General features: G+C 29.9%; 7 protein-coding genes. 4 read left to right on the forward strand and 3 right to left on the reverse strand.

What is annotated here, in order from left to right; all coding sequences use genetic code 11:
* Window positions 1-45: 45 nt before the first annotated feature.
* Window positions 46-1,221, reverse strand: a complete 1,176-nt coding sequence (locus KI686_RS00330) for a 2-isopropylmalate synthase (RefSeq protein WP_237587234.1) — start codon at window positions 1,219-1,221, stop codon at window positions 46-48.
* A gap of 131 nt (window positions 1,222-1,352) precedes the next feature.
* Between KI686_RS00330 and KI686_RS00335 the strand changes: the two genes are divergently transcribed.
* The 4 genes from KI686_RS00335 (at window position 1,353) to thrC (ending at window position 8,091) form a co-directional block, all read left to right on the forward strand.
* A complete protein-coding gene (locus KI686_RS00335) occupies window positions 1,353-2,930 on the forward strand; it encodes a hypothetical protein (protein WP_237587235.1) in 1,578 nt (525 codons plus the stop codon).
* Between the two features lie 300 nt (window positions 2,931-3,230).
* Window positions 3,231-5,669: a bifunctional aspartate kinase/homoserine dehydrogenase I gene (thrA, locus tag KI686_RS00340; RefSeq protein WP_237587236.1), complete on the forward strand. Its 2,439-nt coding sequence runs from the start codon at window positions 3,231-3,233 to the stop codon at window positions 5,667-5,669.
* A gap of 88 nt (window positions 5,670-5,757) precedes the next feature.
* Window positions 5,758-6,687: a homoserine kinase gene (locus tag KI686_RS00345; protein WP_237587237.1), complete on the forward strand. Its 930-nt coding sequence runs from the start codon at window positions 5,758-5,760 to the stop codon at window positions 6,685-6,687.
* A 117-nt stretch (window positions 6,688-6,804) separates the two neighbouring features.
* Window positions 6,805-8,091 carry a threonine synthase gene (gene thrC, locus KI686_RS00350; RefSeq protein ID WP_237587238.1) on the forward strand — a complete coding sequence of 429 codons (1,287 nt, stop codon included), beginning with the start codon at window positions 6,805-6,807 and terminating at the stop codon, window positions 8,089-8,091.
* A 237-nt stretch (window positions 8,092-8,328) separates the two neighbouring features.
* Here the strand turns inward: thrC and KI686_RS00355 are convergent, their stop codons facing one another.
* A complete protein-coding gene (locus KI686_RS00355) occupies window positions 8,329-14,613 on the reverse strand; it encodes a DUF8693 domain-containing protein (protein ID WP_237587239.1) in 6,285 nt (2,094 codons plus the stop codon).
* A 290-nt stretch (window positions 14,614-14,903) separates the two neighbouring features.
* Complete coding sequence (locus tag KI686_RS00360; RefSeq protein ID WP_237587240.1) at window positions 14,904-16,394, reverse strand: AraC family transcriptional regulator; 1,491 nt, start codon at window positions 16,392-16,394, stop codon at window positions 14,904-14,906.
* Window positions 16,395-16,440: the final 46 nt, after the last annotated feature.

Below are 16,440 nucleotides of genomic sequence, written 5' to 3' on the forward strand. Positions count from 1 at the left end.
AAAAAATACTGATAAAATACTCATAAGAAAAAAGCAAAGATTTTGTTACGCCATTGCTATCTTAGATGACTTATTTACTTCTTTCATTATAACATGAATATCTTCATCTTTTACTTCCTTTTGTTTATCCGCAGTGTTTAAGAAAGCATCATAAGCTAAATCTAATTGTACTTTTGTTAACTCGTAACCAATCTTTTTTGACCTATAAGCCAAAGCAGCTCTACCACTTCTTGCTGTTAATACAATTGCACTTTCTGTAACACCAACATCTTCTGGATCCATAATTTCATAAGTTTCCCTATTTTTTATAACTCCATCTTGATGAATACCAGAACTATGAGCAAAAGCATTTGCACCAACAATAGCTTTATTAGGTTGTACAGGCATACCCATACTTTCTCTTACCATAATACTTGTATCATACAATAATTTTGTATTAACACTAGTTTCTAAATTTAAGTACGGATGTTGTTTTAATACCATAACTACTTCTTCTAAAGCTGTATTACCTGCTCTTTCTCCTATACCATTAATAGTACACTCTATTTGACGAGCTCCATTTATAACACCTGCTATAGAATTAGCAGTTGCCATACCTAAATCGTTATGACAATGACAAGAAAGTATTACATTCTCTATACCTTTTACGTTTTCACGTAAATATTTCATTTTAGCACCATATTCTTCTGGTAAACAATATCCTGTAGTATCTGGTATATTTAAAACAGTTGCACCTGCCTTAATAACAGCTTCGCAAACTCTTGCAAGAAATTCATTATCTGTTCTACCAGCATCTTCTGCATAGAACTCTACATCTTCTACAAAAGACTTAGCGTAAGAAACTGCTTTGACCGCTCTTTCTATAACTTTTTCTCTTGTTGAATTAAATTTAAACTGTATATGAGAATCACTTGTACCAATTCCTGTATGAATTCTTGGATGATTTGCATATTTTAAAGCTTCTGCAGCAATTTTAATATCGTTTTCTACAGCTCTTGTTAAACCACAAACAGTTGCGTTTTTTACAATTTTTGAAATCTCTTCAACAGAATTAAAATCACCAGGGCTAGAAACCGGAAAACCAGCTTCAATAACATTTACGCCCAACAAATCTAACCTCTCTGCAATTACTAATTTCTGTTTAGTATCTAGCTTACATCCAGGAACTTGCTCTCCGTCTCTTAATGTTGTGTCAAAAATTTGTACCTTGTTATCTTGCATACTTTTTGTAAAGATTATCTATTTAAAAATCAAATGTATATATAGAGATTAAAATAATTCGTTATTTTTACCAATCCGTACGATTTCTAATATCATTAAAGAAAATACAAGTACCTAATTATTAGTGTTTTATGAGTAAAAGCGTTACATCAGCCAATCAACAAAATGATTCTCTTTTTGTATTAATTAAATCTTTAACCAAATCTGAAAAAAGACAATTTAATTTATATGTAGGTAGATTAGGTGGTAATGTTGATGCTAAATTCTTTTCTTTATTTAAGTTTTTAGAAAAACTAAAAACTTACGATGAAAAAGTAATTATTGGAAGCGGTATTGTTTCTAAACAACAATTATCTAATTTAAAGGCACACTTATACAAACAAATCTTAATTAGTTTACGATTAAATCCTGCTCATAAAAACCTTAGAATTCAAATTAGAGAACAGTTAGATTTTGCAACGGTATTATATCAAAAAGGTTTATATAAACAAAGCTTAAAACTATTAGAAAAAGCCAAACACATGGCTTTAGATAATGAAGAAAAAAACATTGCTTACGACATTGTAGAACTAGAAAAGGTTATTGAAACACAATACATTACAAGAAGTTTAAGCAACAGAGCAGACCAATTATCTATTGAAGCTAAAGAACTTAGCCAGCAAAATGTAATTGCTAGCAAACTTTCTAATTTATCTTTACAACTATACAGCCATTTAATACAAAATGGATATGTAAAAAATAAAAAAGAACTAAAATTTGTAGACAAATATTTTAATGACAGAATGCCCAAATACCACTATAAAACCCTAGGTTTTAGAGAAAAACTTTGGCTTTACAAAGCGCATTTATGGCATAGTTTTTTAGTTCAAGATTTTTTACTGAGTTACAAATACGCTCGTAAATGTGTAGATTTATTTGAAACACCAAAACTTATTCTTTTACATCCTGTTTTTTATTTAAAATCTAAAAACTACTTATTAGAAGCTTCTTTTTTAGTTAAAAAAATAAATATTTTTAAAAAGGAACTTGCCATTTTTGAATCGGAAATAGAAAACAAAGAAATTACAATGAATACTAATACAGAGTTATTAATTTTTCTGTATTTGTACACCAACAAACTTCATTTACACTTTTTAGAAGGTTCTTTTGAAAAAGGAGAATACTTAGTTGATGAAATTAATAATAAAATTGAACAATATAAAAATAGATTAGACAATCATTTTATAGTTCTATTATATTATAAAATTGCCTGCTTATACTTTGGTATGGGCAAAAACAAAGAATGTATTTTTTATTTACAAAAAATAATAAAATCTAAAAACATTGGTTCTGCAGAAGATCTACAATGTTTTGCACGTATTTTAAATTTAATTGCACATTACGAATGTGGTTTAGATTATGATTTAGAAAGACAGTTTGTAGATACTTATAAGTTTTTACTAAAAATGGAAAACCTACAAGCTGTTCAAAAAGTATTTTTAACTTCAATTAGAGATTTGAGTGATGTTTTTCCGCATGAAATTAAAAATGAGTTTAAAAAAATTCACGCAAAGTTAAAAGTCTTCGAAAATCATCCTTATGAAAAAAGAGCCTTTTTGTACTTAGACATACTATCTTGGTTAGAAAGTAAAATACAAAACAAACCGATTGCTTTAATTATTAAAGAAAAAATAAATAAACCCAACAAACAAAGTAAAATCAACAATTAAAACAACTTATTTTAAACAATTTTACATAAATTAGTTAAAAACATGAAATAATCACAATTAAAAGTTTTTAAATTAAATAATACTGTTATTTTTGCTTTGTGATTTTATCTAATACACATATCAATTCTTCAGCAACTACAAATGTAGATTGTACTTCTATGCGCACAATTATTTGCACAACTACAACAATTACCCTTTAGGGGTTTACTATATTTATATCACCCTAGGTTACATTATTGTCTCTTACAGCAAAAGAGATAAACTCAACAAAATATTAAATTACAAAACTATTCATTAAAAATGAAAGTATTAAAATTTGGCGGTTCGTCTGTCGCAAACTCAGAAAACATACAAAAAGTCTTAGCAATTGTTGAATCTGCTTCTAAAAAATATAAAATAGCAGTAGTAGTTTCTGCATTTGGCAAAACAACTAATAATCTTTTATTAGGTGCAGATGAAGCCCTAAAAGACATCAACTCTTCTAAAGAAATTTTAGAAAACATAAAAAAATTACACTTAGAGGTTATTGAAAAATTAATCACTAAAAATAAAGAGGAGGTAATAAATGAAGTTAATACACTATTTAATACTTTAACTTCTGTTTACGAAGGTATTTACTTATTACAAGAATTATCAGACAAAACCTTGGCCAAAGTTTCTAGCTTTGGAGAAAGGCTTTCTTCTTACATTATTGCTAATGCAGCAAATGAATTATTTAACACAACACATAAAGATAGTAGAGATTTAGTTATTACAAATAACGACTATTTAAATGCACAAGTAAATTTTGAAGCTACCAATGCAAACATTGCTTCTTACTTTAAAGAAAACAAACATCAAGTTACTGTTTTAGGTGGTTTTATCTCTTCTAATCCATCAAAAGAAACAACTACATTAGGTAGAGGTGGTTCTGATTTTACAGCTGCTATTTATGCTGCCGCTTTAGATGCTGATGAATTACAAATTTGGACAGATGTTAGTGGTATGTATACTGCAAACCCAAGAGTTGTAAAACAAGCATACCCTATTTCGCAAATTTCTTATGAAGAAGCTATGGAATTGTCTCATTTTGGAGCCAAAGTTTTATATCCACCAACAATTCAACCAGCTTTAAGAAAAGAAATTCCTATTTTAATTAAAAATACTTTTGAACCAGAGATTTTTGGAACATTAATTTGTAACGATCCAGAAAACACTAATGAGGTAAAAGGGATTTCTCACATAGAAGATATTAGCCTAATTACTCTAGAAGGTGGTGGAATGATTGGTATTCCTGGTTTTTCTAAACGTTTATTCGAAACACTTTCTATCGCAAAAATTAATGTTGTTTTTATAACTCAAGCATCTTCAGAACACTCAATTTGTGTTGGTGTTTACGAAAATGACTCTACAAAAGCAAAAGAGCTTTTAGATGAAACTTTTAATAGAGAAATAGAAAACAAAAAAATAAAACCAGTTATTATAGAAAACGACCTAGCTATTATAGCTGTGGTTGGAGAAAGCATGAAAGATTACCAAGGATTAAGCGGACAAATGTTTAGCGCTCTTGGTAGAAATAATGTAAATGTTAGAGCCATTGCACAAGGTTCATCAGAAAAAAATATTTCTGCAGTAATTAATAAATACGATGCAGAAAAAGCTTTAAATACTTTACATGAGCAGTTTTTTGAAGAAAAAACAAAACAGTTAAACTTATTTGTAACAGGTGTTGGTAATGTTGGCGAACAATTTTTAGCCCAAATTCATCAACAAAATCAGTTTTTAAAAGAAAACCTAAAACTAAACATTAGAGTTATCGGGATTGCTAATTCTAGAAAAATGTTTTTTGATAACGAAGGTATCGATCTAGAAAATTGGAAAGAATCTTTAGAAAACGGAGAACCAACAACTTTAGAAAGATTTCATAGCAGAGTAAAACACAGCAATCATATAAATAGCGTATTTGTAGATAATACTGCAAATCAGCAAGTTTCAGAAATTTACGAAAAGTACTTAAGAAGTAGCATTTCTGTTGTTACATGTAATAAAATAGCATGTGCTTCTAATTTTGATAATTACAAAAACCTAAAACACCTTTCTAGAAAATACAACGCTTCTTTCTTGTTTGAAACTAACGTTGGTGCAGGCTTACCAATTATTGACACTCTTAAAAATTTAATTAATTCTGGTGATAGAGTTAACAAAATTCAGGCTGTTTTATCTGGTAGTTTAAATTTTGTTTTTAATAATTTTAACGCAAACACAACTTTCCACGATGTTGTTGCGGCTGCACAAAAAGAAGGATATACAGAACCAGATCCAAAAATTGACTTAAGCGGAGTTGATGTTGCTAGAAAAATTTTAATTTTAGCCAGAGAAAGCGGTTATAAAATGGAGTTAGAAGATATTGATAAAAATGCATTTTTACCTGAAGACAGTTTAAAAACAGATAATAATGAAGATTTTTATGCATCTTTAACTAAAAACGAAGCTCATTTTCAAAATATATTTAAAGAAGCTAATGATAAAGACTGTAGATTAAAATACGTTGCAGAATTTGTTGATGGAAAAGCAAATGTTGGCTTACAACATATCCCATCAGACCATCCTTTTTACAACTTAGAAGGTAGCGATAATATTGTATTATTTTTTACAGACAGATATCCAGAAAATCCGTTATTAATAAAAGGTGCAGGTGCAGGTGCAGATGTTACTGCTTCTGGTATTTTTGCTGATGTAATTAGAATTGCAAATCAATAATAATTTAAAATAAAAAAGTATTTAATCTTCATATTTCATAGACACATAAATTGAAATTAAAAAAGACTAAATACACGAAACTAAAATTATGAATTATTTAAAAATATTTGCTCCAGCAACCGTTGCTAATGTTTCTTGCGGATTCGATTCTCTCGGCTTTGCAGTTGATGCTATTGGAGATGAAATGACATTTACCAAAACTGCAGAAAAAGGAGTTAAAATAACTAACATAACTGGCGCAAATTTAACTTATGATGTTGATAAAAATGCCGCAAGTGCTGTAGTTAAAAAAATATTAAATGAAACTAATGCTGATTTCGGTATAGAACTAACAATCCATAAAGGCTTTTCTCCCGGAAGTGGCTTAGGAAGCTCTGCCGCAAGTGCTGCAGGTGCTGCTTTTGGTGCAAATCAATTATTAGGCAATATTTATTCTGAATTAGAACTAACTAAATTTGCCATGTTTGGCGAAGAAGTTGCTTGCGGAACACCAATTGCAGACAATGTTGCTGCTGCTGTTTACGGCGGATTTGTTTTAATTAGAAGTTACCAACCTTTAGAAATTGTAAAACTACCAGTACCTAGTGAGCTAAGAGTTGTAGCCATACATCCGCAGATTGAAGTAAAAACAAAAGACGCAAGAGATGTTTTACCTACCAAAATAGCACTAAAAGACGCTGTTACACAATGGGCAAATGTTGGTGGATTAATTGCAGGTTTGTATGCTAATAATTACGAATTGATCGGTAATTCTTTAGTAGACATTATTGTAGAACCCGTAAGAAAAACCTTAATTCCACATTTTGATGATGTAAAAAATGCAGCATTAAAAGCAGGAGCTTTAGGGGCTGGAATAAGCGGTTCTGGACCTACAATTTTTGCCCTTTGCAAAGGAGAGGAAGTTGCAGAAGAAGTTTATAAAAACATTAAAGAAAGTTATAAAAACACAGGTATTGCCTTTGAAATGTTTACATCAAAAGTAAATAACGAGGGTACAAAAATAATTGAAAGTAAATAAAAAAGTATTAGTACGTCTTCTCTAAAAAAATAACTAGATATAACAATATGTTTATATATGTTATCGTAACTTTTTAGAAACAAAAATGTACAGATAACTAAATTAAAATCAAAAAAAATGAACTACTATAGTTTACATCATAAATCACCAAAATCAACTTTTAAAAATGCAGTTGTTCAAGGTTTAGCAAAAGATAGAGGAATCTACTTTCCAGAAAGCATTACTCCTTTATCAAAAGATTTTATCGATAATATTTCTGATTATTCTAATCATGAAATTGCATACGAAGCCATTAAACAATTTGTAGGTGATGAAATTCCTGCTGATAAGCTAAAAGAAATAGTTGCAGAAACGGTTTCTTTTGATTTTCCTTTAGTAAAAGTTGACGATAATATTGCTTCTTTAGAGTTATTTCACGGCCCAACTATGGCATTTAAAGATGTTGGTGCAAAATTTATGGCAAAATGCTTAGAGTATTTTAATCAAGATAAAGATGATGAAGTTACTGTTTTAGTAGCTACTTCTGGAGATACTGGCGGCGCAGTTGCAAACGGTTTTTTAGGTGCAAAAGGTGTAAATGTAGTTATTTTATATCCTTCTGGTAAAGTAAGTGATATTCAAGAAAAACAATTAACAACTTTAGGGCAAAACATTACAGCTTTAGAAGTAGATGGAGTTTTTGACGACTGTCAAGAAATGGTAAAAACCGCTTTTTTAGATGAAGAGATTACAAGAACTTTAACCTCTGCAAACTCTATAAATGTTGCTAGATGGCTACCACAAATGTTTTACTTTTTCTTTGCTTATAAAGAATTACATCAAAAAAATAAAGACTTAATTTTCTCTGTTCCTAGTGGGAATTTTGGAAATATATGCGCCGGAATTATGGCTCAAAAACTAGGCTTACCAATTAAGCATTTTGTTGCTTCAACTAATGTAAATGATACAGTTCCTAATTACTTAATAGACGGTGTTTACAAGCCAAAGCCATCTAAAGCTACTATTTCTAATGCAATGGATGTTGGTAACCCAAGTAACTTTATTAGAATACAAGAGTTATTTAACAATGATTTAGAAACTCTTAAAAGTGCTTTTTCTTCTTATAGCTTTTCTGATGACGCTACCAAAGAAACAATGAAAGAAATCTACAACAATTCTGGTTATGTTGCAGACCCTCATGGTGCCGTTGGTTATTTAGGATTAAAAAAATATGGATTAAAAGACAACGAATTTGGTGTGTTTTTAGAAACTGCTCATCCTGTTAAGTTTTTAGATGTAGTTGAAGAGACTTTGCCTGTAAAAGTTGAAATTCCTACTCAAATACAAAAAGTAATTAGCAATAAAAAAGTTGCCATAAAAGCAGCATCTTATCAAGATTTAAAAGATTTTCTGCTAAGAAAATAATTTAACTAAAAAAGGATAACATTGATTTGTTATCCTTTTTTGTTATAAAATTAAAAAAAAGGACACTATAGAAAAAGAATCAAGCTTAAAATAATTAAACTAAAATTAAAAAAATCCCCCATCTTTTTTAAAATCAACTTTTTCTATTACGTGTCCACAATTATGTAATAAATTACCTCTTCAACAAATTATTTTAATTCCTCCCTTTCTTTACTCAAGTAGCTAATGAATATTAAATTATTTTAATATTATTTTTTTTGAAATTTTTCCTTTTTCAGTTCTTACATTAACTACGTATATAGCACTAGATAGATTACTTGTTTTTAATCTAGTTTCTTTTGCTCCTTGACCAAATGACCATTGATTAATTTTTTGACCTAACAAATTAAACAACTCCACCGTTTTAAATTCTAAATTACTACTATTATTTATTACTATTTCTTTTGTGGTATTATCTAAAAATACCGAAATGCCATTCTTTAAATCAACGTCATCTACACTTAAACTACCCTCAACCTCTTTAAAAACTAATACAAACCGATCTATATACTCTCCTATATCTAACATTAAAACAATATCATCTTCTTTGATGTTATAAAAAGTATTTGTTAACTTATCTTTTATAAATATAGGTTGTGGCACATTTTGCAACTCATCAATCATCAAATAAACTTCTCCTGAATACCCCATTACAATTTCTAAAGGAACCTCTAAATCTTCAGATATTTCTTGTATACCTAAAATTGCATATTTCTCTTCATTATCTGGAAATTTCCAATACATATCTGTGTCACCAACATCAAAAATCTCTGCATCATACCCCTTATCAAAATCAAATGAATTTGAAGCACTAAAAGAAACACCTATTTGACGGTGTAACATTACATCTTCATCATCATTTTTGTAATCTAAACCTAACTTAATAATTGGCAGTAAATCTGAACTTGTTTTTGCATCATTCTTTGTTGATGCTTGTCTTGTTTTAAAGAAAACAGACTCCGACCCTTCTTTAACAAAAACTCTTTGACTATTATTAAATTGAATATCTCCACCATCTGAATCCCCTACAACCATAAATCCTTGTCCGATTGCTATGTATGGTGCTGGTGTCATATAGTTTCCTGTGCCTATCCCAGAAATTCCTTGACTATCATCATTTGCACTATTATTAGCACTCCCAACTGCTGATAACCCCATAGATTTATTTATAACCGCATAACCACCAACATAACCACTATATATATGGCCATCTATCGCCCCCTCCGTTTCACCTAAAGCACTCATATGGTGCTCCCAAAAATAAAGCGAACCTGTAAGCGAATCTTCATTGTCTTCTATAAACTTGCGTGCATTTATTGCAGACGCATAAGGGTTACCTATTAAATATTCTTCATTAGCACCAACCTCTAGCGGAGTAGTTAACACCCCATCATTTGGCACACCTAAAAATGTATAATTTTGAGGCCTTCCAGGTCCTTTGAATATAAATCCCTCTCCTCTACCAATTGATCCATGTTTATATTTATGCACCCAATTAGAAAGACCATTTGTGCTGGGAGCAAAAGTATATATCCAATAATCTGCTAATGATATATTTTCTGATGTAAAAGTCCCATCATACCCATCAATAAAAATAATATTTTTGGCTATATCTACACCAACCACCCCATTAACATTAGTTGCTAATGTACCATCTTTTAAAACACTCTCTATACTATAAGTTGTACTTGTTAAACTTGTTACAGGAGAACTCATATAGTTATACCTATATTTACTAGGAACTTCTGAATTTTGATCCACCAATAACCTCCCATTAACACCTGTACTAATTTGATTATTAAAAATATGTGTTTGTACTAATTGAGCATCATTTATCAACCTAATCTCTCCATTTAAAATAATATCATTTGATACTACTAATGGAGAATCTGTAATAGCAAGTACCTTACCATCATTGATCGTTAGCCTTCTTGCACTAAACCTATCTGTACTTGGGTGACTATAATCTGTATCAATTACTACAGAACGAGATCTATCTGGGTATCCATTAGACCAAACATCTTCATCGCTTGGCAAAAGACCACTAATTCTAGTTGTTACATCAATTCTATGCAAACCTAAAATAGAATTTGACTCCGTATCTGCATTTTCAATCTCAGAGATTAATGGTACTTGTGGATGTCTTGGGTTTAAATAAATTGACTCATCCCCTATTTCTGAATATGAAGGTATAGCATCATCAATAAAAATCTGCCATTCATCTTCATTATAATGTTTATTAGGCAATAGTGTTTCATCTATTCTTACATAAGATGTTTTATTTGCAAAATCAGCAACAACATCAAATCTATTTTCCCAAGCTGTCCCCCCAATAGAACTTCCTGTAGACAAAGTAATTATATCATCTCCATCTTCAAAATCCGTTAAGTTATCATTTTCTGCTATAAACAAATCTTGTAAAGAACTACTTTGATAGTATAAATTATTTATTCTACATGTACTTCGTTTAAACAAAACGGAATGTCCCGGAGGTAAAACACCAGAAATTCCTATACTTACATCTGGTATTAAATTTGAATCATTTAACGATTTATTTTTATATAATTGTACATAAACCACTCCTCCCGCCAGTTCTACAGAACCAATGTTTGTTATTTCTATCCATCTTTCTCCTTCAAATTGATATACTTGGGTAATCATCGGTATAACTTTTCCTGGAAGATCTCTATAATCTACATCCCCTAACAACAATACATCAGAATCACTATCTGCAAAATCTGTTTTAGGATCATCAAAAATTCCATTTATATCTGTATACCCTCTATCCATCCCATTATTTTCTGCCTCATTGATTAATCCATTTACTCCTACCTCACCTGTAACCTTACCATTTCCATCATTATCAAAACCACTACCCGACTCTACAATATCATACAATCCATCTCCATCTGAATCTAAATCTAAATAATCTGGAATATCATCTGAATTGGTGGTTAAATTTTCATCTGTATTTACTGGCACAAGACCTATTGATGTTGTACTTGTATCATTAACTTCATCAACATCCGCATCATAAGCATCATCTAAACCGTCTTTATCATCATCTACACCAGATGGTGCTATATACCTAACAGTAGACTGTGCTTCTATATTATCTGGTATGCCATCATTATCACTATCTAAATCTAAATAATCTGGCACACCATCCTCATCTGTGTCTAAAGATTCACAAATAATTGTTTGATTTGCAAAACAACTCGTTTCAACATCAGAAAAACTAGGCGGAGTAAAAGGGTTTGATGTTACAGATGAGTGCGGAACACCTGTGTCAAATGGAGAACTGTTTGTATTGGATGTATCATAAAAATTTATTCCCAAACCATCCTCTCCAAACTGATTATTCTGAACCGTGTTCCCAGAAAAATAAAATGAACCCGAACCGGTCATAGGACTATTATTTTGAAAATCAACACCAACAATAATACCATTATTTATCATAGAGGCATTATTCTTCCACTCTTCATTTCCTGCAGACCCATCAACAAATATAGTACCCTCATTTATAAAATTATTACTATTATTATTAAAACCATCATCAGCTATAAATGCACAATTATTTGTTACTGTTGAGTTACTATTGATATTTATAAACCCTGTAGCATGTACCAATGAGTTGTTAACAAAAAAACCATTTGGATTAAAATTGTTGTGATTATTTATCATAATATTACCATAATTATAAAAAGTAGTTGTGTTATCTGTATTAAAACCAGCCTCTGAAACTATTTCTCCATAATTAGTTATTTCTGTACCATTGCCTCCTAGAGCGAATTGAACATTAAAGTTTAACACTCCGCCTAAATAATTATTTATTATAGCAGCTCCATTAAAATTAACATTAGACGTAAAATCTATTTCGCCATAATTTTCTATTGTAAAACCATTAGAAATACTAAGACTAGAAAAAACTACAGTACCCTGATTAATTATTTTACCTGCAGGATTGTTTAATGTTGATGGTGAAAAAGCTGCACCAGGTGCTATATAAATTATAGACCCGCTTCCAAAATTATTAATTGAACCATTAAATATCCCAGAATTTACACAAAGTACTTCACCTGAAGATAAATTTATATTATTATCATTTTCATCATAATTACAAGTTGACTGACTTAAATCTTCTATACAATCTCCAGGTGCAACATACCCCTCATTAACATCTAAAATACCATCGTTATCAGAATCTAAATCCACACTATCTAAAACACCATCTAAATCTGTATCTGCATCCAAACAAGCCTCAAAAACACCTCCAGTAGCACCTCTTGTATCTACAAAAGCCCCATAAACCCTAATCTCACTAGCCGTTAAAACACCACCAACATCTACACCTATAACCTTATCTAATGTTATTTTTACCCCATAATACTCTTCTGTGGTTTTAAACCCAATATTAGCAAACCCAACCCCTGTTGTACCAGAAAATGTAGCACCTAACAAACTTAATCCCAGCAAGTAACTACCCGAAGCAGACTCATTAACAGTTCCATCTGCATTTAGAGTAGATATTGTTATTGCATCAAATAAATCTATACTTAAAATAGAACTATCATAAAAAATATTAAACCCAGCTACAGAACCAGCAGGGTATGCATTTGTAGCATCTCTAACCGCTATGCTCGCAGCCCCTAAAACACCCACAGCTAGATTCATTGACGCATAATCTGTTTCTGATTCTGTTATAACATTATTAGCATCTACAACACTACAATCTACACAAGCTACACCAGAAACACCTGTTTGTGTAAAATCTACATAGGTAGAAAAATCTGGAGAACTCAAATTATATGAAGTGTTACACTCTAAATCTGTTGCACACATTTTTTGAATTACACTATTGTAAATCTTAATTGTACCTAAATTTGCATTAACTACTGAACTAAACTTAATCCTTACTTCATCAAATTCCATAGAAGTTACAAAACCAATAGTCTGCACAATAGAACTATTTAGTAATGGTACATCTATCAATGAAGTAGCCCCTGTTTTAGATTCTTTAAGACTACCATCTAAATATGTAGAAACTGTAATACTATTTAACACATTTACATCTATCAGACTTGCTAACTCTATATTAAAACCAACAAAATTAGGATCTGTATAACTATCTAAAACATCATAAACACCTATTTCAAAATCACTTAGAGCACTAACATTTAAACCTAACTCTGCATAATCTGTAGTATCATTGTTTATAATATTATCTAATCCTGTTATGGTTGTACCTGCTGCTAACACACCAGCTGTAACCGGTGTATAAACCTCTACAGGATAGTCTGTATTCGTCCAAGGCAATTGCATATTACAATTTAAAGAATCATCATTACTACAATATTTTTTTATTATTGGATAATTCACTTGAACTTCACCTAAAGTAACACCTACGGGTTGAGAGACCGTTATTCTTATTTCATCGTAATCTAACGTAGTAATAAACCCTTTATTTTGAGTAGCTGCACCCAAAAGCGGTACATCTATAAGATTAGTAGATGTATCACTAGATTCTCTAAGTACATTGTTTTTATAAGTAGATATTATAATGTTATCTAAAACACCAACATTTGCAACATCCGCTAAGGTAATATTAAAACCAGCATAGGTCCCTGCAGAAAAAGGATCTAACACACCATCTACATCATCATATGCTAATTGTTTTTTTATAGATAAATATGTAGTTGCTAACACAGACACACCTGCTGTAGCCGCATTTAGTGTTGCATGATTTGTCTGATCTGTATCTATAACATTTTCTGAATTAAGAATATTACTACCTAAAACTGTAATATCAAGACCTGTAGTCCCAACATCATCAATCTCTAAGGCATAATCTGGTGCCGTAATAGGCGTCATTGTATTACAATCTAAATCTTTTACATCATCATCATATATTTTTACAAAAGCATAATAAACTCTTAAAGCAGCAGTTAGACTACCTATTAAACCAGTATTGTAAGTAATTCTTATCTTATTAAATTCTTTTGTAGTTGCAAAACCAACGTTGTATGGGGAGTTACTAGAAAGATCTAACAAACTTAAAGAACTATCATCACGAACAGCATAACTTTCTTGAAGAACATTATCTTTATAGGTAACTATAGTTACACCATTTAAAAATTCTAGCAGATTTGTTATTGATCCCAATAGGGAGCTAGACCCTATTCTTGCTCCCGCATAAGTTCCTGCTGGCATTGTTACAGGAGATGTAATTGTTAAATGAGAATCACTATTTGTTTCTGCATAATCAGATATAGAACTATTTATAGAGTTCGTTTTGTTATCCCATTCATCAAAAGAAAGAAATTTACTACTCTCCACACCAATTCCCGTAAAATTAATGGCATCATTAACCAATGGTACAATTTGATTTTTAGGTAAACTAGAAATATTATTTTGCGCATATATGCTTACAAAACCAATAAAAAATAAAAAAATAAAAAATTGTTTTAGAGTAGTTTTTTTCATCGTTAGAGAGATATTAAAAAATCAACATTCCTAACAAAACTACACTAACACCTACTTATTTAAAACTTATACAATAGCCGTTTTACCGAAAAAAGACAGAACAAAAGCGACTTAATCACATAAATTTTTCAACTAATATTTTTTGATTACAATATTTTCTAAATACCATTTATCAAACATATTTATTAACATGAAAATTAAGTTTTAAATTAAAAAGATAAAAACATTCTTACATAATAGATTATATCATAAAAAAAATCTATCTAAATAAACACTATGTATAACAATAACTATACGGATTTATTTGAAATGTTTTTTATAAACTCTGAAGGAGGTATACCAACAATTGACTTAAAACACGCAGAAAATTTACTATGAGAAGAAAAACCACATTCATCTGCTAAATAACTAATCTTATAATTTAAATAATCTTTATCTGTAGTTAATTTATCTACAATATAATTTATCCTTAGTTCATTAATATAATGATTGTAATCTCTATTTTTATGTTCTTTAAGAAATATTCTAAAGTACTTAGTATTTGTATTTAACAAGCCTACTAATTTAGTTACCGACATATTTTTATCTAAAAATTTTTTAGACTCCTCAAACTCTTTCAACCTTACAATAAGCCTCTTTTTAATTTTTTTTGAAATCATTAATTTTAATGGTTTCACTTTTTTTATTAATGGAATAACTTTTGACTTAGCAAAAGGAGTCTTTATTTTTAAGAAAGATATCAATAGAAGAAAAAACAAAACTACACCTATTATAATGTAAATTTTAATGTTAGAAAGCATAGTATTTGAATCTTTATCAATCGCATTGTAAGCTCTATTTATCATCAACCTTTTTTGCCTTTTATTTTCCTCGACCATTTTATTATGCTTAGTATCATACAGAGAAAAACTATCTATTTCTTTTAACTGCTTGTAATACTCTGCAAGACTCTTATACACACTTTCTTTTAAAGAACCATGGCTGCTATTTTTAGAAATAGCTAAAGATTTTGACAAATAAACACCTGCACTATCTAATTTTTTTGATTCTAAAAATGCGTTACCTAAACGATGATAAATAAGTGACGCCCAAATAGTATTTCCAGACCCTGATTTATTTATAAAAATATTAGATTTATAAAAATGAGATAGCGCTTCTTTTTTATCTCCCAAAAACATATGACAACGCCCCAACATTTCTTCTGCATTGGCAATAAGAAAACTTTTAGTTTGAGATTCTTCTTTTTTATTATATGTTAGAAGGGCTAATTTTAAATACTCCAAAGCTTTTTTGTACTCTTTTTCTTCTATAGCAAATTCTGCTAATTCTTGATTAGCCATTGCAAGATAATCAACTACATATTTTTTATTAGAAATTTTATTACTTACTTCAATACCTTTTTTAAGAAAACTCTTGCCTTTATCAACAAAACCTATCAACCTATACTGAGTAGATAAAAAGCCATAAACCCTTGCTTGATAAACATAATCTTTTGCTTTTTTTGCTACTTCTAAAACCTCTAAACCCTTTATAATAGCTTCTCCTCTTTTTTCTTGTTTGGCTAAAATATCAGCAATCAACATTAAAGATTTCATCTTTTGTCTTTTATTTGTAGAATACAAAGAAAGTGAATCCGCTAAGTATATTGCCTTAACAGGGTCTGATGAAGAAATATTTATAGCTACATTAAAAAATATAGAATCAAATCTTTTAGATTGATTTTCATTTTGTGAGAAAAGTGTAAATGATATTAAAAATATCAATAAAAACAATAAACGCATTTTTAATAGTTATTTTAAAATTCAAGGGCATATTAAAATCAACAAT

The sequence above is a fragment of the Polaribacter sargassicola genome (genome assembly GCF_021991835.1).
In the GTDB taxonomy this organism is placed as follows: domain Bacteria; phylum Bacteroidota; class Bacteroidia; order Flavobacteriales; family Flavobacteriaceae; genus Polaribacter; species Polaribacter sargassicola.

Excerpts from the sequence above, each read along its gene's own strand:
- KI686_RS00330 (WP_237587234.1), bottom strand. The coding sequence starts at position 1,221 with ATGCAAGATAACAAGGTACAAATTTTTGACACAACATTAAGAGACGGA.
- KI686_RS00335 (WP_237587235.1), top strand. The coding sequence starts at position 1,353 with ATGAGTAAAAGCGTTACATCAGCCAATCAACAAAATGATTCTCTTTTT.
- thrA (WP_237587236.1), top strand. The coding sequence starts at position 3,231 with ATGAAAGTATTAAAATTTGGCGGTTCGTCTGTCGCAAACTCAGAAAAC.
- KI686_RS00345 (WP_237587237.1), top strand. The coding sequence starts at position 5,758 with ATGAATTATTTAAAAATATTTGCTCCAGCAACCGTTGCTAATGTTTCT.
- thrC (WP_237587238.1), top strand. The coding sequence starts at position 6,805 with ATGAACTACTATAGTTTACATCATAAATCACCAAAATCAACTTTTAAA.
- KI686_RS00355 (WP_237587239.1), bottom strand. The coding sequence starts at position 14,613 with ATGAAAAAAACTACTCTAAAACAATTTTTTATTTTTTTATTTTTTATT.
- KI686_RS00360 (WP_237587240.1), bottom strand. The coding sequence starts at position 16,394 with ATGCGTTTATTGTTTTTATTGATATTTTTAATATCATTTACACTTTTC.